Annotated in this window: 16 protein-coding genes, 3 tRNA genes and 1 pseudogene; 10 read left to right on the top strand and 10 right to left on the bottom strand. The window is 70.8% G+C overall.

Features of this window, described 5'->3' with window-relative positions; all coding sequences use genetic code 11:
• The first annotated feature begins 17 nt into the window (after positions 1 to 17).
• From ACZ55A_RS03955 to ACZ55A_RS03940, 4 genes are all read left to right on the top strand, one after another.
• Positions 18 to 1,283: an NAD(P)/FAD-dependent oxidoreductase gene (locus ACZ55A_RS03955; RefSeq protein ID WP_468832757.1), complete on the top strand. Its 1,266-nt coding sequence runs from the start codon at positions 18 to 20 to the stop codon at positions 1,281 to 1,283.
• 9 nt (positions 1,284 to 1,292) lie between these two features.
• On the top strand, positions 1,293 to 2,309 hold the full coding sequence (locus tag ACZ55A_RS03950) for a pyridoxal-phosphate dependent enzyme (protein WP_468832752.1): 1,017 nt from the start codon (positions 1,293 to 1,295) through the stop codon (positions 2,307 to 2,309).
• A gap of 58 nt (positions 2,310 to 2,367) precedes the next feature.
• Positions 2,368 to 4,290 carry a DNA primase gene (gene dnaG / locus ACZ55A_RS03945; RefSeq protein WP_468832748.1) on the top strand — a complete coding sequence of 641 codons (1,923 nt, stop codon included), beginning with the start codon at positions 2,368 to 2,370 and terminating at the stop codon, positions 4,288 to 4,290.
• 361 nt (positions 4,291 to 4,651) lie between these two features.
• Complete coding sequence (locus tag ACZ55A_RS03940; protein ID WP_468832744.1) at positions 4,652 to 6,043, top strand: sigma-70 family RNA polymerase sigma factor; 1,392 nt, start codon at positions 4,652 to 4,654, stop codon at positions 6,041 to 6,043.
• Positions 6,044 to 6,178: 135 nt separating this feature from the next.
• Here ACZ55A_RS03940 and ACZ55A_RS03935 read toward each other — a convergent pair whose 3' ends face one another.
• Complete coding sequence (locus ACZ55A_RS03935) at positions 6,179 to 7,660, bottom strand: FGGY family carbohydrate kinase (RefSeq protein WP_468832740.1); 1,482 nt, start codon at positions 7,658 to 7,660, stop codon at positions 6,179 to 6,181.
• Between the two features lie 101 nt (positions 7,661 to 7,761).
• Positions 7,762 to 8,061, bottom strand: coding sequence for a YtxH domain-containing protein (locus tag ACZ55A_RS03930; protein WP_468832736.1), 300 nt, complete (start codon positions 8,059 to 8,061; stop codon positions 7,762 to 7,764).
• Between the two features lie 219 nt (positions 8,062 to 8,280).
• On the opposite strand from ACZ55A_RS03930, the gene ACZ55A_RS03925 reads away from it, so the two are divergent.
• From ACZ55A_RS03925 to ACZ55A_RS03915, 3 genes are all read left to right on the top strand, one after another.
• A tRNA-Asn gene (locus ACZ55A_RS03925) sits at positions 8,281 to 8,353 on the top strand.
• A 5-nt stretch (positions 8,354 to 8,358) separates the two neighbouring features.
• A tRNA-Asn gene (locus tag ACZ55A_RS03920) sits at positions 8,359 to 8,431 on the top strand.
• A gap of 181 nt (positions 8,432 to 8,612) precedes the next feature.
• A tRNA-Ile gene (locus ACZ55A_RS03915) sits at positions 8,613 to 8,689 on the top strand.
• 126 nt (positions 8,690 to 8,815) lie between these two features.
• On the opposite strand, the gene ACZ55A_RS03910 is transcribed toward ACZ55A_RS03915, so the two are convergent.
• From ACZ55A_RS03910 to ACZ55A_RS03900, 3 genes are all read right to left on the bottom strand, one after another.
• Entirely contained in the window at positions 8,816 to 9,385 is a 570-nt protein-coding gene (locus tag ACZ55A_RS03910; protein ID WP_468832733.1) for a hypothetical protein, read from the bottom strand.
• Positions 9,386 to 9,665: 280 nt separating this feature from the next.
• Positions 9,666 to 10,247 (bottom strand): GNAT family N-acetyltransferase, encoded by a 582-nt coding sequence (locus ACZ55A_RS03905; RefSeq protein WP_468832729.1) that lies wholly within the window; start codon positions 10,245 to 10,247, stop codon positions 9,666 to 9,668.
• 110 nt (positions 10,248 to 10,357) lie between these two features.
• Positions 10,358 to 11,233: a glycosyltransferase family 2 protein gene (locus ACZ55A_RS03900; RefSeq protein WP_468832725.1), complete on the bottom strand. Its 876-nt coding sequence runs from the start codon at positions 11,231 to 11,233 to the stop codon at positions 10,358 to 10,360.
• Positions 11,234 to 11,717: 484 nt separating this feature from the next.
• On the opposite strand from ACZ55A_RS03900, the gene ACZ55A_RS03895 reads away from it, so the two are divergent.
• From ACZ55A_RS03895 to ACZ55A_RS03885, 3 genes are all read left to right on the top strand, one after another.
• Entirely contained in the window at positions 11,718 to 12,080 is a 363-nt protein-coding gene (locus ACZ55A_RS03895) for a cupin domain-containing protein (protein ID WP_468832722.1), read from the top strand.
• 369 nt (positions 12,081 to 12,449) lie between these two features.
• Positions 12,450 to 12,845 (top strand): thioredoxin, encoded by a 396-nt coding sequence (gene trxA / locus ACZ55A_RS03890; protein WP_468832718.1) that lies wholly within the window; start codon positions 12,450 to 12,452, stop codon positions 12,843 to 12,845.
• 11 nt (positions 12,846 to 12,856) lie between these two features.
• A complete protein-coding gene (locus tag ACZ55A_RS03885; RefSeq protein WP_468832714.1) occupies positions 12,857 to 13,453 on the top strand; it encodes a histidine phosphatase family protein in 597 nt (198 codons plus the stop codon).
• Between the two features lie 197 nt (positions 13,454 to 13,650).
• Here the strand turns inward: ACZ55A_RS03885 and ACZ55A_RS03880 are convergent, their stop codons facing one another.
• The 5 genes and pseudogenes from ACZ55A_RS03880 to ACZ55A_RS03860 form a co-directional block, all read right to left on the bottom strand.
• Positions 13,651 to 14,682, bottom strand: a complete 1,032-nt coding sequence (locus ACZ55A_RS03880) for a rod shape-determining protein (protein WP_468832710.1) — start codon at positions 14,680 to 14,682, stop codon at positions 13,651 to 13,653.
• Between the two features lie 354 nt (positions 14,683 to 15,036).
• Positions 15,037 to 15,645 (bottom strand): hypothetical protein, encoded by a 609-nt coding sequence (locus tag ACZ55A_RS03875; protein ID WP_468832707.1) that lies wholly within the window; start codon positions 15,643 to 15,645, stop codon positions 15,037 to 15,039.
• A complete protein-coding gene (locus tag ACZ55A_RS03870) occupies positions 15,629 to 16,474 on the bottom strand; it encodes an FkbM family methyltransferase (protein WP_468832702.1) in 846 nt (281 codons plus the stop codon). Before ACZ55A_RS03870 ends, ACZ55A_RS03875 begins: the two co-directional genes overlap by 17 nt.
• Positions 16,471 to 16,737: a Trm112 family protein gene (locus ACZ55A_RS03865; protein ID WP_468832698.1), complete on the bottom strand. Its 267-nt coding sequence runs from the start codon at positions 16,735 to 16,737 to the stop codon at positions 16,471 to 16,473. The genes ACZ55A_RS03870 and ACZ55A_RS03865 overlap by 4 nt, the downstream gene beginning before the upstream one ends.
• Before the next feature lie 462 nt (positions 16,738 to 17,199).
• Positions 17,200 to 18,088 (bottom strand): annotated as a pseudogene (locus ACZ55A_RS03860) (DMT family transporter); the annotation flags it as partial.
• Positions 18,089 to 18,437 lie beyond the last annotated feature (349 nt).

Here is an 18,437-nt window from a genome sequence, read left to right as displayed (position 1 = left end):
CAACGAGGAGGAAGCAAGTGGTCGACGCACACCAGACGTTCGTCATCGTCGGGGGTGGCCTGGCCGGAGCGAAGGCCGCGGAGACGCTCCGCTCGGAGGGCTTCACCGGACGGGTGATCCTCATCTGCGACGAGCGCGACCACCCCTACGAGCGCCCCCCGCTGTCCAAGGGGTACCTGCTCGGCAAGGAAGAGCGCGACAGCGTCTTCATCCACGAACCCGCCTGGTACGCCAAGGCACAGATCGAGCTCCACCTCGGCCAGCCCGCCGTCCACCTGGACCCCACGGCCAAGACCGTACGCCTCGGGGACGGCACCCTGATCGTCTACGACAAGCTGCTGCTGGCCACCGGCGCCGAACCCCGCCGCCTGAACATCCCCGGCACCGGCCTGGCCGGCGTCCACCACCTGCGCCGCCTCGCCCACGCCGAACGGCTGCGCGGCGTCCTGGCCTCCCTCGGCCGCGAGAACGGGCAGCTGGTCATCGCCGGCGCCGGCTGGATCGGCCTGGAGGTCGCCGCCGCCGCCCGCACCTACGGCGCCGAAGTCACCGTCGTGGAACCGGCCCCCACCCCCCTGCACGGCATCCTCGGCCCCGAACTCGGCGGCCTCTTCACCGAGCTGCACCGCGAACACGGCGTCCGCTTCCACTTCGGCGCCCGCTTCACCGAGATCATCGGCCAGGACGGCATGGTGCTCGCGGTGCGCACCGACGACGGCGAGGAACACCCCGCCCACGACGTGCTCGCCGCGATCGGCGCCGCCCCGCGCACCGCCCTCGCCGAACAGGCCGGACTGGACCTCGTCGACCGCGACGCCGGCGGCGGCATCGCGGTGGACGCCGCGCTGCGCACCTCCGACCCGTACATCTACGCCGCCGGCGACGTCGCCGCCGCCGACCACCCCCTCCTGGACACCCGCCTGCGCGTCGAACACTGGGCCAACGCCCTCAACGGCGGCCCCGCCGCCGCCCGCGCCATGCTCGGCCAGGACATCAGCTACGACCGCATCCCGTACTTCTTCTCCGACCAGTACGACGTCGGCATGGAGTACTCCGGCTACGCCCCGCCCGGCTCCTACGCGCAGGTCGTCTGCCGCGGCGACGTCGCCAAGCGGGAGTTCATCGCCTTCTGGCTCGCCGCCGACGGCCGGCTGCTCGCCGGGATGAACGTCAACGTCTGGGACGTCGCCGAGACCATCCAGCGCCTCATCCGCTCCGGCCGGCCCCTCGACCCCGCCACCCTGGCCGATCCTGAGGTTCCGCTCGCATCACTGCTCCCGTAGCGTGCGCGTATGACGAGCCCCAGCGGAACAGGTGGACCCGGCAGCCCCACCCGACCCGCCGGCCCCGCCCCGGACGCCGTCACCTTCGACGACGTCCGGGACGCCGCCCGGCGGCTGGCGGGCGTGGCCCACCGCACGCCCGTGCTCCGCTCCCGCACCCTCGACGCACTGACCGGCGCCGAGATCCACCTCAAGTGCGAGAACTTCCAGCGCGTCGGCGCCTTCAAGTTCCGCGGCGCCTACAACGCCCTCTCCCGGCTCACGTCCGAGCAGCTGGCCCGCGGCGTCGCCGCGTACTCCTCGGGCAACCACGCCCAGGCCGTCGCCCTGGCAGCACGCGAGCTCGGCAGCCACGCCGTCCTCGTGATGCCCGAGGACTCCCCGCAGTCCAAGCTCGACGCCACCGCCGGATACGGCGCCGAGATCGTCCGCTACGACCGCTACACCGCCGACCGCGCCGCCCTCGCCCACCAGCTCGCCGAAGAACGCGGCCTGACCCTCATCCCGCCCTACGAGCATCCGCACATCATCGCCGGCCAGGGCACCGCCGCCCTCGAACTGCTGGCGGACACCGGCCCGCTCGACGCGCTGCTCGCGCCCCTCGGCGGCGGCGGGCTGATGGCCGGCTCGGCCACCGCCGCCACCGCCCTCGCCCCGGGCATCCGCATGATCGGCGTCGAGCCCGAGACCGGCGACGACACCCTGCGCTCCCTCGCCGCAGGCCACCCCGTCACCATCCCCGTGCCGCACACCATCGCCGACGGCCAGGCCGTCGACACCCCCGGCACCCTCACCTTCTCGATCAACCGGCGGCTGCTCGACTCCGTCGTCCTGGTCAGCGACGACGAGATCCGCGCCGCCATGAAATTCGCCTTCGAACGCCTCAAGATCGTGACCGAACCCAGCGGAGCCAGCGCCCTGGCCGCCCTCCTCACCGGCCGCCTCGCCCCGCTCCCGCCCCGCATCGGCGTGATCATCTCCGGTGGCAACATCGGCCTGGACCGCTTCACGGAACTGATGGCCTGACCCCCGCCGGCACGCCTCGGCGGCCAGGAGTGTCCGACCCCCACCGTAGAATTCACGCGTGGCAGGCAGGATCAACGATGACGATGTGAAGGCGGTACGGGACGCGGTCCCGATCGACGCCGTCGTGTCCGAGTACCTCCAGCTCCGCAACGCCGGCGGCGGCAACCTCAAGGGTCTGTGCCCCTTCCACGACGAGAAGTCCCCGTCCTTCCACGTCAGCCCCGCCAAGGGCCTGTACCACTGCTTCGGCTGCCAGGAGGGCGGCGACACCGTCGACTTCATCATGAAGATCGACCACCTCTCCTTCGCCGAGACCATCGAGCGGCTCGCCTCCCAGGCCGGCATCACCCTGCGCTACGAAGAGGGCGGCTACACCCCCGGCCGCCAGCAGGGCGAGCGCACCCGCCTGGTGGAGGCCCACAAAGCCGCCGCCCAGTTCTACGTCGAGCAGCTGGGCAGCCCCGAGGCCGAGATCGCCCGTAAGTTCCTCGCCGAGCGCGGCTTCGACCAGGCCGCCGCCCAGCACTTCGGCGTCGGCTACAGCCCGGCCGGCTGGGACCACCTCACCCGCTTCCTGCGCGGCCGCGGCTTCAGCGACAAGGAACTGGTCCTCTGCGGCCTCGCCCAGGAGGGCCGCCGCGGCCCCATCGACCGCTTCCGCGGCCGCCTGATGTGGCCCATCCGCGATATCGCCGGCGAGGTCGTCGGCTTCGGCGCCCGCAAGCTCCGCGACGACGACAACGGCCCCAAGTACCTCAACACCCCCGAAACCCCCCTCTACCGCAAGTCCCAGGTCCTCTACGGCATCGACCTCGCCAAGAAGGAGATCGCCAGGACCAACCGCGCCGTCGTCGTCGAGGGCTACACGGACGTCATGGCCTGCCATCTGGCCGGCGTCACCACCGCCATCGCCACCTGCGGCACCTCCTTCGGCGAGGGCCACATCAAGATCCTCCGCCGGCTGCTGATGGACAACTCAGGCTCCGAGGTCGTCTTCACCTTCGACGGCGACGCCGCAGGCCAGAAGGCCGCCCTACGCGCCTTCGAGGACGACCAGAAGTTCGCCGCCGAGACCTCCATCGCCATCACCCCCGGCGGTATGGACCCCTGCGACCTGCGCCTCGCCAAGGGCGATCAGGCCGTCGCCGACCTCGTCGAGTCCCGCACCCCGCTCTTCGAGTTCGCCCTCCGCCACGTCGTCTCGCGCCACAACCTCGACACCACCGTGGGCCGCGCCGCCGCCCTCGACGAAGCGGCGCCCATCGTCGCCCACATCAAGAACAGCTCCATCCAGCACGAATCCGCCGTCCAGCTCGCCGGCATGCTCGGCATCCTGGACACCCAGTTCGTCGTCCGCCGGGTCAGCCAGCTCGCCCGCTGGGCCCGCGAACGCGGCCGCGACGGCGGACCCGACCAGGGCCGCCGACAGCACCGCGGCCCGGCCCCCGCCCCCGAACAGGCCCGCCCCGCCCCCGGCCCCGGCCCCAGCGGCCCGGCCCTCAACCTCCGCAGCCCCGCCCACCGGGTCGAACGCGAACTGCTCAAGCTCGCCCTACAGCGCCCCGACCTGGTCTCCCCGGCCTTCGACGCCTACGGCGCCGATGAGTTCACCGCCCCGCCCTACGCCGTCGTCCGCCAGTGCATCGAGGACGCCGGCGGCGCAGCGGCCGGCGCCGCCGACAACACCTACGTCCCCCGGGTCCGCGACGCCGCCCCCGACGACACGGTCCGCGCCATGGTCACCGAGCTCGCCGTGGAGCCCCTGCACACCCGCCGCGACCCCGACGAGGCCTACGCCGGCGTCCAGTTGGTCGCCGTCCGCCTCGCCGCCGTCAACCGCCGCGTCACGGAGATCCGCGGCACCCTCCAGCGCCTCGGCCCACGCGCCGACCCCGAGCACCTGACCGCCGTACAGAACGAACTCTGGGTCCTCCAGCAGTACGGCCAGTCCCTGCGCGAACGGGGCTACGCCGCGCTGTAGGAGGCGTATCCCGATCAGCGGTACACGCGTAGGACGTGGTTCCCCGATCAGCGATACACGCGGCAGGAAGTGTCTCCCTTCTCCCCGATCGGCCTCGATCAGCGATGCACCACCTGCGGCCCCCGCTGGAGCAACCCCCTGCTGGAGCAACCCTCCTGCTGGAGAACCCCCGCTGGAATAACCCCCGCCCCACCCCTGTTGTGGCCCCGCAGGGGGCCCTCGTGTCCCCTACGGGATCTGTTCCCCCTCCCCCTAGGCCCCGGGAAGCACCCCCCGGTAGCCGTCCGGTCACGGACCGGACTCAAAAAGTGCTCGCACGCCCCTCGTGGCAGGCCTGTGTCGTACTCCACACTGAGAAGCGGTGCCTGAGTCCTCGGAGCGCGGCGGGCCCGGGCGTACGCCCCCGGAAACCCCCGCGGTACCCCTCTTGACGTACGGGACGGACGGCGGCTCGGCCGCATCCGTACCCGGCCTTTCTGCCGCTTCCGCAGCGATCACCCTGGAGGTCGCCCCCGTGCAGACCCAGACCCTCGCCGACGCGCCGGCCCCCGCGGAACCCGCCACACAGCCGGCCGCCGAACCCGTCCCGTCGCTCCTCGACCCGGCCGCCGAGCCCGTCACCGTGCCGCAGCAGCCCGAACCGCCCGCCGCCGAAAGGCTCCTGGACGTCTCCCTGGACCCCGGACCCGCGCCGGACCCCGAGGCGGAACCCGGGCCGGCAACGGAACCGGCACCAGAAACGGAACTGGAACCAGAAACGGAACTGGTACTGGAACCGGCGCTGGAACCGGCGTCGGAACCGGAACCGGAATCCGCCCCGGCCCCCCGCCCCGAGACCGCCGGCCCCTCCTCCGACCTCTTCCGCCAGTACCTCCGCGAGATCGGCCGGATCCCGCTGCTCACCGCCGTCGAGGAGGTCGAACTCGCCCGCCGCGTCGAGGCCGGTCTCTTCGCCGAGGAAAAGCTCACCAACACCCCCGACCTCTCCTCCCAACTCGCCTACGACCTCGACAAGTTGGTCGTCCTCGGCCGGATGGCCAAGCGTCGCCTCATCGAGGCCAACCTGCGCCTGGTGGTCTCCGTCGCCAAGCGCTACGTCGGCCGCGGCCTGACCATGCTCGACCTCGTCCAGGAGGGGAACCTCGGACTGATCCGCGCCGTCGAGAAATTCGACTACGCCCGCGGCTACAAGTTCTCCACGTACGCGACCTGGTGGATCCGGCAGGCGATGTCCCGCGCGCTGGCCGACCAGGCCAGAACCATCCGCGTCCCGGTCCACGTCGTCGAGCTGATCAACCGCGTCGTACGCGTCCAGCGCCGGATGCTCCAGGAACGCGGCTACGAACCGCCCCCCGAGGAGGTCGCCGCCCACCTCGACCTCACCGCGGAACGCGTCACCGAGGTACTGCGGCTCGCCCAGGAGCCGGTCTCGCTGCACGCCCCCGTCGGCGAGGAGGAGGACGTCGCCCTCGGCGACCTCATCGAGGACGGCGACGCCGCCTCACCCGTCGAATCCGCCGCGTTCCTGCTGCTGCGCGAACACCTCGACGCGGTCCTGTCCACCCTCGGCGAACGCGAACGCAAAGTCGTCCAGCTCCGCTACGGCCTGGCCGACGGCCGCCCCCGCACCCTGGAGGAGATAGGCCGGATCTTCGGCGTCACCCGCGAACGCATCCGCCAGATCGAGTCCAAGACCCTCGGCAAACTCCGCGACCACGCCTTCGCCGACCAGCTCCGCGGCTACCTCGACTGAGCGCCGTACGGCCTGCCGGCCACCGGCCGGACGACCGCCGGGCAACCGCCGGTACGACCCACTGGGCCATCGGGTCATCGGGCAATGGCCATCGGGCTACCGGCTCACCGTCCCACGGCCCCCCGGCCCCGTACGTCACGCCTCCCGCTGGAACGCCCCCGGATGGGCCTCATCCCGCACCGCCGCGTACTGCTGCCGCACGGCCTGCCCCACCGGTGCCTCCTCGCCCGGCTCGAAGACCTGGCTCGCGGCGGCCGGCCACTGCGGCGGATCGACCCAGGCAGCCGCGCCGCCCGGACCGGCCGGGACACCGGCGGCCGTGGGGAGCGTGCCATGCGCCACCCCCCACGCCCAGGCCGCCTGCCGCGCCGCGCCCAGCGCCGCGTAATCGGCCGGCTGCGGCACCACCACCGGCACCCCGAACAGCCCCGGCGCAACCGTCTGCACCGCACCCAGCTCCGCCGCCGCACCCAGCAGGAACACCCGGCGCACCGCCACGCCGCGCCCGCGCAGCACATCCAGCGCATCCGCGAGCCCGCAGAGCATGCCCTCCACGGCCGCCCGCGCCAGATGCTCCGGCTTCATGCTCTCGCGCCGCATCCCGTGCAACGACCCGGCGGTGTGCGGCAGATAAGGCGTCCGCTCGCCCTCCAGATAGGGCAGCAGCACCATGCCGTACGCACCGGGCGACGACTTCAGCGCCAGCTCGGACAGCCCCTCCAGATCCGTCCCCAGCATCTCCGCGGTGCCGCGCAGCACCCGCACCGCATTGCTGAGGTGCACCACCGGCAGATGCCGCCCGGTGGCGTCCGCGAACGAGGTGATCGTGCCGCTCGGATCGACCAGCGCCTCATGGTGGATCCCGAACACCGACCCCGAGGCGCCCAGCGACACCACCGCGTCGCCCTCCCCGACCCCGAGCCCGAAGGCGGCCGCCATCGTCTCGCCCGTACCGGCGGAGATCAGCAGCCCCTCCGGCGTGAATCCGGCGGTCCCGGACGGCCCCAGCACCTCCGGCAGCCGCACCTGATGGCCCAGCGCCAGCTCGATCAGGTCCGGCCGGTACGACTCGGTCGCCGCCGACCAGAAACCGGTCGCCGAGGCCCCGCCCCGGTCCGTGGTCCGCCGCGCCGGCCGCCCCAGCAGCTGCCAGCCCAGCCAGGCGTGCGGCGACATGACCTCCGCCACCCGGGCCGCGTTCGCCGGCTCCGTACGGGCCAGCCAGCGCAGCTTGGTCACCGCATGCGCGGCCTGCGGCACCGCCCCCACGGCCTGCGCCCAGGCGGCACGTCCGCCCAGCGCATCGATCAGATCCGCCGCCGCGCTCTGCGCCCGCTTGTCATTGCCCAGCAGCGCGGGCCGTACGGGATTGCCCTCGACGTCCAGCGCCAGCAGCCCGTGCTGCTGCGCCGAGACCCCGATGGCCTGCACACCCTCCAGCAGCCCGCCGCCGGCCGCCTCACCGAGTGAGATCAGCCACGCCTGCGGATCGACCTCCGGCCCCTTCTCGACGGGGTGCGGCGCATACCCGTGCCTGATGACGGCGCCCGTCTCCGCATCGCAGACGACGATCCGTGTGCTGTCGGACGAACTGTCCAATCCGGCGACTATCCCCATGCCCAGATGATGCCCTATGCGACGCATAGGGGCAGTCTCAGGGTTTGCCCCGACACTGCCCCACCCCGAACGCCGGAGCCGATGTCCGGCCCGCCCACCCCTCAGGTATTGCTCGTGCCCCACTCGTCCTCGTCGGCGGCGCGCTGCTCCCGCAGCGACCGGACCCGGCCGCTCACCGAGCCCGGCAGCCGCTCCCCGACCGTGTGCGACACCTTCCCGAACGCCTTCGACGCCGCGTCCCGCCCCGTCAGCGCCACGGACTCGGCACTGTTACGGACCGCCGGATTCTGCGAGACCCGCTGGGCGGCCTTGCGGAGCTGCTCGTACCGCTCCCGGCCGGCCCGTGCGCCGAGCACGTACCCCGTGGCCAGTCCCGCGATGAACGTGAGCCGGTAGCGCATCACTCCACCCTTCCCTCGGTTCGGTCCCGTCGGTGCCACTGTGCACCGGAATGCCGGGCTGTGCCGCGCGCCTACCCTCCGGGGCCGGAGATCACCCGAGGTGACCTGAGGCGATACCGATTGGCGGAGCACCCCCCTGCTTGCGCTAATGTATGTGTCGCAGCGAGCGCGCGCCGTCCGGAGCCCCGGACAGCGGTGCATTCGAGGCACACAGAGCAATCCCCTGTAGCTCAATTGGCAGAGCAGCCGGCTGTTAACCGGCAGGTTACTGGTTCGAGTCCAGTCGGGGGAGCTCGGTCCCCTGTAGCTCAATTGGCAGAGCATTCGGCTGTTAACCGGAGGGTTACTGGTTCGAGTCCAGTCGGGGGAGCAGACAGAGGAAGGGCCCCGAGAGGGGTCCTTTTTCGTGCGCCGTGGAACCGAACCCCCGGTGATCGAAGTCCTCTTGGGCGTGCAAGGTCGCCAGACGGCGGCCCTCACGGGCAGCAGATCGTATGAGCGGCTATGCTGCGGCAGACGGCGCGCACAAATGTGCGCGACGCGCCGTGGAGGGGGCGGTAGCTCAGCCGGTTAGAGCAGCGGACTCATAATCCGTCGGCCGTGGGTTCGAGTCCCACCCGCCCCACCACAGCCTGAGTGAGCGGAAACGATCACCGGGCGAGGCACGGCAGAAGAGCCCTCACAAGATCCGTGGATCCGTGAGGGCCTTTCTGCTTCTGCTGCTGCTTCCGCCTCTGCTTCTTCCTCTGCGTGGCTACGCGTTCCGTGCGCGGGTGCGGTGCCGTCGGTGGTAGGAGACGGTGACGCTCGCCAGCAGCGGTCCCCAGGCCATCAGGGGCAGGTAGCAGGCCCGCATGAGCCAGAGCCAGCCGCCGTGCAGGTTCCGGTCGGCGCCGTTCAGAAGGATCAGCTGGGCGATCGGCAGCACGGTGAAGAGCAGGCAGAGCAGGGTCGCGCCGGTCGCGGCGGTGGCCACCGCGGCCTTCGGGACGACCGGGCGCCCGCCCAGGACGGGCAGCCACCGCGGCATGACCTCACCCCAGGGGCGGACGAGTCCCAGGGTGAGGAAGGCGAGCGCTTCGGAGAGCAGGCTGAGGACGATCATGTAGACCGTGCCCCAGCCGGGGGAGTGGAGGTCGTGGCGCAGGGTCTCCGCGCTGTAGCCGAGCGGGACACCCAGAGCCAGCGCGAGACGCCAGAGGCTGGAGGGCAGCACACAGGCAACGGCCAGATGTGCGGCGCGCACCGCTCCTCGCCCGGGCGGCGGCGCGGCCGGGGCGGCGGGGGCTGCTGGGGCGGCAGTTGTCGGCTCGTCAGTGGTCACAGTGGCATGGTCGCCGGGGAGGGCGGGCCGCCGCATCGTTCTGGAGAGCTATCTCTAATATCCGCGAGGATGACTTCCGTCGGCGTGATGCGCGCCCTGGGGCTGAGGGGCCCTCGGTGAACGCGGCATGCTGGGAAGGGACTTGCTGCTTGCCGCCCTGATGGGCGGGTGCGGAGCACAGTCACGCTCGTTACGGGCACTCGTTATTAAGGCCGGCCACCAAGGCCGGCCACCAAGCCCGTCACTAAGGCCCGTCACAAAGGCCCGCCACAAAGGTCCGTCACCAGAGCTTGTCGATCTCGCCGGGGTAGAGCTCGAGGCGGGTGTGCTCGAACGAGGTGCGGGCCTGCCGAGCCGCGGGGGAGAAGAAGTCCGCCACGGTGACCTTGTCGAAGCCGGGCCCGTCGCTGGGGAAGGGCGCCTGCGGGGTCCCTCCGACGAGCACCGTTCCGGGAAGCAGGTGCCAGCCGGCGCTCTCGTAGAAGCCCTGGAGCGGCCGGTCGCAGGTGAACACCCCGAAGTCCAGATCCGACGTGGCCATGGCCTCATGAGCAGCGGTCACCAGGCGACGGCCGTGCCCCTGACCGCGGACGGCCTGCCGCGTCACGACGGTGCTCAGTCCGCCGGCCCGATAGCGGCGGCCGGCGTGCACAAGCGTCTTGGACAGGATGTCCAGGGAGGCCAGCACCGTGCCGTTGTCGACGAGCAGCATCGACAGCGGATGCAGCTCGGGGTCGTGGCGGGGTGAATTCCTCGCCCGGGCCTCGGCATCGGCCGGGGACCATGCCTCGTGATGGAGCTCCCCTACCTGTATGCGGAGCTCGGGCGGGGTCGCGGCTTCGGGAAAGGTGAGCAGCTGCATGCGGCGATTGTGCACATCCGTCCGGCGTGTGACCACCGGGATTCGTGGGATTCACGGGATTCGTGGGATGTGAGGCGACCCGGGTGTTTCGTCGGAGCCTGAGGCCGCCGCTAGATGATCGGTGGGCGCCCCAGCCGCGTCATCTGCCAGACCGTGCGCCAGCGCATCGGCCGGCGCCGGCCGCAGGGCGTCCGAACCCCTTCGGCGAAGCCGGCGGCCCAGGCCCGCATGCCTGCCACGGACCGGCTGCGCACGGCGGTCAGCAGTGCCCATACGCCCAGGTAGAGCGGCACCAGAACCGCGGGCAGATGCCGCTTCGCCAGCCAGACGCGGTTTCTGGCGACCATCCGGTGGTAGACCGCATGCCGGGTCGGCGACGTATAAGGGTGCTGGAGCACGAGGTCCGGTTCGTAGCGGACGCGCCAGCCGTCGTCCAAGGCCCGCCAGGCCAGGTCGGTTTCCTCGTGCGCGTAGAAGAAGTCGTCGGGCCAGTCGCCGATCCGGTCCAGCATCGGCATGTACAGCGAGTGCCCGCCGCCGAGAAACGTCGTCACCAGGCCACCGCGCCGTGGGTCACCGACCCGCAGGCGAGGGACGTGCCGGCGCTGGGTACGGCCCAGCTCGTCCGCGATGCGGAAGCTCACGATGCCCAACTTCGGGTCCTGCTCGTGCAGTTCAACGATCCGGCGGAACACGTCCGGGCTGATCAGCAGGCCGTCGTCGTCCAGATCGACCACCACGTCCACGTCCCCGAGCTTGCGCAGCTCGTCGAGGGCGACGTTTCTTCCGCCGGAGACGCCCAGGTTCTCGCTCAGCTCAACTCCCTTTGCGCCATGGGGAAGTGAGGGCAGCGGGGAACCGTTGCCGACGACCACGATGTGGGACGGCTGGAGGTCCTGCTCGGCGACCGAATCCAGCAGCGCCTGGAGCTCGGCGGGACGGTTTCCCATGGTCAAGATGGCGACGCCTACGCGCAGATGAGGCACAGAAGAATGCTCCGTTCTCGGCGGGGCCAGGTGAGCCATGCGGGCCGGGCCGTCCCGGCGGTCCGGGGCGGCCGTGGGTTTACGGTTCGGGGCGGCCGTGGGTCTGGCGGTCTTTTCGGGATGCTAGCTCCCGGGATGCGCGGCTGCGCGCTACGGCACCCACCCGGCTACGTCCCTGTCGCACCCACCTGGCTATGTCCCTGTCGCACCCTCCCGGCTACGCCCATGCCGCGCGTGCCTGTCGTACCTCCTTGTCACCTGTGCTGGCGTACGTCCTCGTCGTCCGGCCTTGTCGTCTGTCCTGTCGTACGTCCCCGTCGCATCCCTGCCGGGTGTCGCTGGCGTACGCGCCGGTAGGGCCGTTTTGGCAGGTCCCTACCGGTGGCCGTCGTCCACGCAGCGAAGGTGGGGTCCACGGGCGCACCATGGAAGAACCGGGGGTATGGCAAGAACGACCGGCGGGGGGTGATGGGAGGAAGCCCTCATGATGGAGGTCAAAACGATCGACAAGCCGGACGAGCGGCGCGATTTTCCCCAGGGTCACCTCGAGGCCCTGCACCTGACCGGGCTGGACTTCGCCGTCGCCACCTTCGAGCCCGGCTGGCGCTGGTCGCAGTCGGTCGGCCCGATCGCCGGGACCGACAGCTGCGAGGTCCACCACAACTGCTTCATGGTCCAGGGACGGATGCGCATACGGATGAACGACGGCGCGGAGTCCGAGGTGGGCCCCGGCGACGTCTTCGTCTGCCCGCCCGGCCACGACGCCTGGGTCGTCGGCGACGAGCAGGTCGTCCTCTACGACTTCGCGGGCGGCATGGCGACCGATTACGCGAAGGCGCAGAAGTAGCCGAGGGCGACGAGGAGTACGCAACTACGCAAGACGTCGTAACGGCACGGCACAGCAGGCCCCAGTCCCCAGGTCCCGGGATCCGCTCCTGGGCCTAGGCCTGGGGCCTGGTGACGTAGGGGCGACGTACGGGGCACGTACAGGCGGCGTACGGGCCGCGTACTGGTCACGTACGAGACGGCTCAAGGGTGACGTATGGCACGCGGGGATTCGGGGGATCGGGATGTCTAGGAATGCGCTCGGTGGGCAGGGGAGCGGGACGGTCCGGCACGCGGGAACGGAATACGTCACGGATTGATGCCGTTGCCGCAGCCGGGGACCACACGGACAGCAGGACATCCTCGACAGACCGGAAGCAGGCACATACGCATGAGCACCATTGAGCTCACCAAGGAAAACTTCGACGAAATCGTCTCCGGCAACGATTTCGTACTGATCGACTTCTGGGCCGAGTGGTGCGGTCCCTGCAAGCAGTTCGGCCCGGTCTTCGAGCGCTCGTCCGAAAAGCACGACGACCTGGTCTTCGCCAAGGTGGACACGGAGGCGCAGCCCGAGCTGGCGCAGGCGTTGCAGATCCAGTCCATCCCCACGGTGATGATCGTCCGGGAGAACATCGCGGTGTTCGCCCAGCCGGGTGCGCTGCCGGAGGAGGCCCTGGAGGACGTCATCGGCCAGGCCCGCGCACTGGACATGGACGAGGTCCGGGCGTCGGTCGCCGAGGCCCAGCAGAGCGAGCAGAAGGCGGCGGGCGAGCAGGGCCAGTAGGCTCAGGGCTCGTGAGCGAGCTACTTCTGGTCCGGCACGGCGAGACCGAGTGGAGCCGGGACGGCCGGCACACCAGTTGGACCGATCTGCCGCTGACCGCCAACGGCGAGGAGCAGGCCCGCGCACTGCGGCCGCTGCTGTCGGGCCGGAAGATCGCGCAGGTGTACGCCAGCCCGCTGCTGCGGGCACTGCGCACCGCGGAGCTGGCGGGGCTCGCCCGCCCACAGATCGACCCTGACCTGCGGGAATGGGACTACGGCGGTTACGAGGGCGTCACCACCGCCGAGATCCACCGCAAGCGGCCCGGCTGGTATCTGTTCTCCGACGGCGTCACCCCCGGACCCGACGGGCATCCGGGGGAGTCGCCCGAACAGGCCGGGGCGCGCGCCGACCGCGTACTGGCCCGGATCGCGCCACAGCTCGCGGCCGCGGACGGCGATGTGGCACTCGTCGCGCATGCGCACTTCCTGCGGGTGCTGGCCGCCCGCAGGCTCGGACTGCCGGCCGCCGCGGGTGGACTGTTCACGTTCGAGACCGGGGCGATCGGCGTCCTGGGGACCGAACACGACCGGCCCGCGGTGGTGGCCTGGAACAGCCGGAGCCTGTAGTCGGCTGCCGGGGATGGTGGCCCGGAACGCCGGCCCGTGGAGCCCTGCTGCCGGAACGTGTAAGCCAGCAACCAGTACGTGTAACCCGGCTACCGGGATCGTGTGGAGTCGGCAGCCGTCCCGCGCGCGCCGCGCAGGCACCCCCGCCGCGCACCCCCTACGGCGCCATCAGGCCGCGCACCCCCTAGGACGACCCCCTAGGGCGCCATCGGGTCCAGATGCAGCGGCTGCACCTTGCCCTCGATCATCGCGCCGAGCCCCATGACCGCACACGTATCGGGGCGGTCCGCGGTGTGCACCGGCATGCTGGTGGCCTGATGGATCATCGGCTCCAGACCGGGGATCAGCGCACTGCCGCCCGCGAGCATGATGCCGCGCTCCCCGAGGTCGGCCACCAGATCGGGCGGGCAGCGACGCAGTACGGACCCGATGCCGTCGAGGATCGCGGTCAACGGCGTGGTGATGGCATCCCGTACCCGCTCGGTGTCCACATGCACCGAGCGCGCCATCCCGCTGACCACATCCCGGCCGTGCACCTCCGTGGAGCCCGGCGTGAGCCCGTCCGCACCGGAGAGAATCGCCTGCAACGGCCGTACCGCCTGGCCCGCCAGCATCAGCTCGTGGTGCAGCCGCAGATGCTGGATGACGGCGTGATCGATGGCGTTCCCACCCACCGGCACGGTCTCCGCCGCCACGATCGACCCCAGGGAGAGCACCGCCACCTGCGTGGTCCCCGCACCACACACCACGATCATGGTCGCCTCCGGCTGCTCCACCGGGAGCCCACAGCCGATCGCGGCGGCCACCAGGGTGTCCACCAGCTCGACCCGGCGCGCACCGAGCCCGGTGAGCGTCTCCACCGCCGCCCGCTGCGCCAGCGGCTCACTTCCGTACGGGAGACACACCGCGGCCCGCATCGTCGGCCGGCGCCGCCAGGTCTTGCGCAACTTGTCGCCCACCAGAGTGCGCAGCAGCCGCTGAGCCATATCGATGTCGACGACGGTGCCGCCGGAGACCGGGCGGACCACCCGGATGTAGTCGGGGGTACGGCCGTCCATCACCTCGGCCTGGGCACCGACGGCCAGCAGCGCCCCGGTACGGGTATTGACGGCGGCGACGGTCGGTTCGTCGACCACCAGCCCCTGGTTCTTCACATACACCCTGGTCCGGGCCGCGCCGAGGTCGACGGCGGCTGAGCAGCGCCGCAATTGGGCGAGGCTGATGGTCATGGGTGATTCCTCCCCGATGGGCCGATACGGACGGAGCGCTCGCGCGGCCTGCCTGCACGGACCGCTCGTGCGCCATCCTCTGGGCGCGCCCAGAGGCCCGCCTGTTGGGAGCGTCCGCTCGGGGGACGGGTAGCGGGCGGTTACGGCGATCGGGTGGCGCTCCGGTGGCGAACCTGCGCGGAGGGCACTTAGAACGCGGCATTCGGAGCCGTATCCCTCGGACCGCGTGCTGCCGCAATTCCCTCCGTAGCAACAGCCCACCCGGCGCATCAACCCACCGGGAGCATCAGTTCACCCCGACCATCGGTCCACCCGCCGCATCAGTCCACCCAACGCGTCAGTCCACCCAACGCATCAGTCCACCCGCCGCTGATACAGCCCCCAGGTGAACTCCGCGACAAGGTCCTCCACTGCGCCGTCCGGGCCGGGAGCCGTGCAGGCGAGGCGCCAGCGGGTGGGGGCGCTGCCCTCCATCGGCCGGGCCGGGGCGAATGCGTGGGCCACCTCGTCGACGGTGCAGGACCAAGGAAGCAGATCCGCCGTGGTCCGCAACTCGGGGGCGGCAGCGCCCGGCGCCCGGACGAGCCAGGCGTTCCAGACGGTGCCCCGGGCGGCGGTGAGCACCTCGAACCGCAGATCCGGCCAGAGCGGAACCGGCCAGGTCAGAGCCTCGCAGGTCAGATCGCCGATACGGCGGGCGGTGACGGACTCGGGGGCGCCCAGCAGCGCCCGGTACGGCTGGACGCCGCCCGCCCGCGGGGCGTGCATCCGTGCCTGCCAGCGGCGGTTCGCCTCCCGCATCTGCACGCGCGAGGCACCCAGTTCGCGCAGGGCGTCCTCGACCAGGCCGGGGTGGTGATCGGCCATCCGGCGCAGCAGTACGAGCTGGAACGCGAGCGGTCCTGGCAGGTCGGAGGGGGTGCCGGGGCCGGTGGGCGGGTCATTGTCAGTGGTGGGGTTCATGATGGACATGGTCGTGGACGGCGGGGTCGGCGGACCGGCGGGGGCTGGCGACGGCCGGGGCTCGGGCGGGTCCGGGGCGGTCGCCGTCGGGGAGGAAAAGTACGGAGTTGACGTAGCGGCGGCGGTGCGGTGCGAGGGAGCGCCGCAGCAGACCATATTCGGCGACATGGGAGGTGCGGGACTGATGGGCGGACAGATCGAAGTCGTCCAGCGGCAGCCAGCGGTCGTGCGGCAGGACCCAGCCGCGATAGCCACGCGCCGCCGTCCAGTCGAGCACGGGCGCCAGCGGCTGGATACGACTCTCCAACTCGACGAAGAGTGCCGGTAGTTCACGCTCCACGGTCCGCTCGGCGCCACGCAGAACCGCCAGCTCCGCTCCGTCCACGTCGATCTTGACGAGGGTGACGGACGTCAGCCCGAGCGCGTCCAGGGGGAGGCAGGGCACGTCCAGTGCGGCGGAGTGCAGCTCGCGGCGTACGAGCGACGAGACTCCGCGGTCGCCGCGGCCGTCCGGCGGCAGCCAGAGGGTGGCCGAACCCACGTGGTCGGTGGCCGCGGCGGAGACCACCTCGACATGCGACGGGGTGACGGAGGCCAGCAGCTGGGCCAGATGAGGGACCGGCTCGATGGTGACGACCCGGTCGGCGCGCCGGGCCAGCCGTCGGGTCCACGGCCCGTACCACCCGCCGACATCGATGGCTGTGCCGCCCGGCGGACAGAAGTCGCCGAGCCGCCGCAACTCCGGTTCAAAGCGCGGATAGAGCCCGGCCGCCAACGCCGACACCAGCCGTGCGGGCAACCGTGGCCCCAGCCGCGCGGCCAGTGTCACGACCGCGGTTCCTGAGCCGCGAGGGTCCGCAACAGCCGATCGTGCTCGGCATCACTGACCTGCTCACCGGAGGAGGGCAACAACTGGGGAATGCCATCAAGGATCGGATAACGCCGCCGCAACCGGGGGTTGTACAGCGCACCATCGACACCACCATCACCACCACCCTCACTACGATCCCCATCATCGCCAACGAGCAGCGACAACGGCCCCTTGTCCAAAGGACAGGCCAGGATCTCCAACAGCGGATCATCACGCTTCATGACTCAACTCAACTCCCTTGCTGTGACGACGTTTCCCGAGATCGAATGACGTCCCGCACTCCGAAGACGACTTCCCCACTCCGCCAATGCATCTGTCCCTCCGACAACTCGACTCGCGCACCGCCACTACTCCGGCAACTTCTCCACCACTCACTCCATTTGCGGGTGCCCTTCCGCATGCCCTCTCGCATGTCCACTCGCATGTCCGTTCGTATGTCCCTCACGTGTCTCTCGGCGTGCCCCTTGGTGTGTCCACAATTCCTGCGATGGTTTGCCGGCAACTGTCATTCCTCGCCAGCAATTTCGATGCCTCGGTGCTTCCTGATGGACGGCGGTGGTGGCGGGCGATGGGTGGTGCCACCCCACCGGCCCTCTCGTCCTGCTCGGCCTTCTCGTCTTGTTCAGCCTTTTCATCACGTCCGGCTTCTCCGGCTTCTCCGGCCTCTCCGACTTGTCCGGCTGCGGCAGCGGGGGCGTCATGCCGAGGAAGCGCGAGAAGGACGGACACCGCGACGGCTGTACCGCCGAGCCGCAGGGCAAGCCGCAGCGGCTCGGTGGGCAGCGGTTCACCGAACGCCACGGTGCCGCAGGCGACGGTGAAGACGCAGGTCACGGTGGTGCATACGGGAACGATCACCGACGCCCGGCAGCGCTGAAGCGCGGTCTGGGACAGGACCAGCCCGGTGGCCCCTGTGAAGAGCAGCAGGTAAGGGTAGGGCGAGCGGAACAACTGCGCTGCGGCGGCTGGAATGTCATGGGTGGTGAGCAGCCCGGAGACGCCCTTGATCGCGAGTGAGCTCACCCCGTAGAGCAGGCCGACGGCTACCCCGTACGGGACGCCGGCGGTCGGCAGGCGGTGCCGTCGCCGGGCGCGCCGCTCTGCCGAGCCGTACAGCAACAGTCCGGCGGTCAGAGACGGTATGGCGATGGCGAGCAGCGTCCCGGGTGGCGCGGTACGGGCGATGGCCCGCGCATCGTCGCCCCGGAGGGATGCCACGACGAGCCCGAGCGCGAGCAGGATCGCCAGAATGCTCTGCCGCTCCCGGCCGCTGGTCCGCTCGCCCAGTACGACCGAGGAGAGAAGCAGCAGCAGAACGAGCCCCGAGACGAAGATGCCCTGGGCGGCGGCGATCGGCAGGGTGCGGTAGACGGCCAGCTGGGCGGCGAACCCGGCGGCCAGTGCGAACGAGCCGCCGAGCCACAGCGGACTGGAGAGAAGGTGTCCGATGACCCGGGCGGGCTGTCTGGCGCTCAGTGCGGGCAGCCCGGCCAGTGCGCGCTTCTCGAGCACGAAGCCGGTGCTGTACAGGACGTTGGCGAGCAACGCGGACGCCACGCCCCACCACAGCATCGCGCCCCTCCCTTCATCGCGGTTGTCCCATGTGCCTTCTTCGGGGTTGTCCCACGTGTTCTTCTGGGTTCTTTGCTGTTGTCCTGTGCTCTTCGTTCTTCGCGTCGGGGCATGCGGCGGTCCGTCTTGGGGTTTCGATGCGGCGCTGGGTGTTGGGCCGCTGGGCCGTTGGGTGCTGGTGTTGGGTGCTGGGCGTTTGGATCTTGGTGCTTGGTTGTGGTGCTTGGGCGTGGGGCTTGGGTTGGTCTTTGGCTTCTGTCTTGGGTGTGTGGTGTGTCTGCTGGCTTCTCGCTGGGTTGGTTTCTCCTTTGGGTGGGGGTGGGTTTGGGGTGTGTGCGGGGGTTGGGCT

The organism is Streptomyces sp. NPDC034111 (assembly GCF_055575375.1).
The sequence above is the reverse complement of the archived record's forward strand: the minus strand, read 5'-3'. Positions and strand labels throughout refer to the sequence as shown.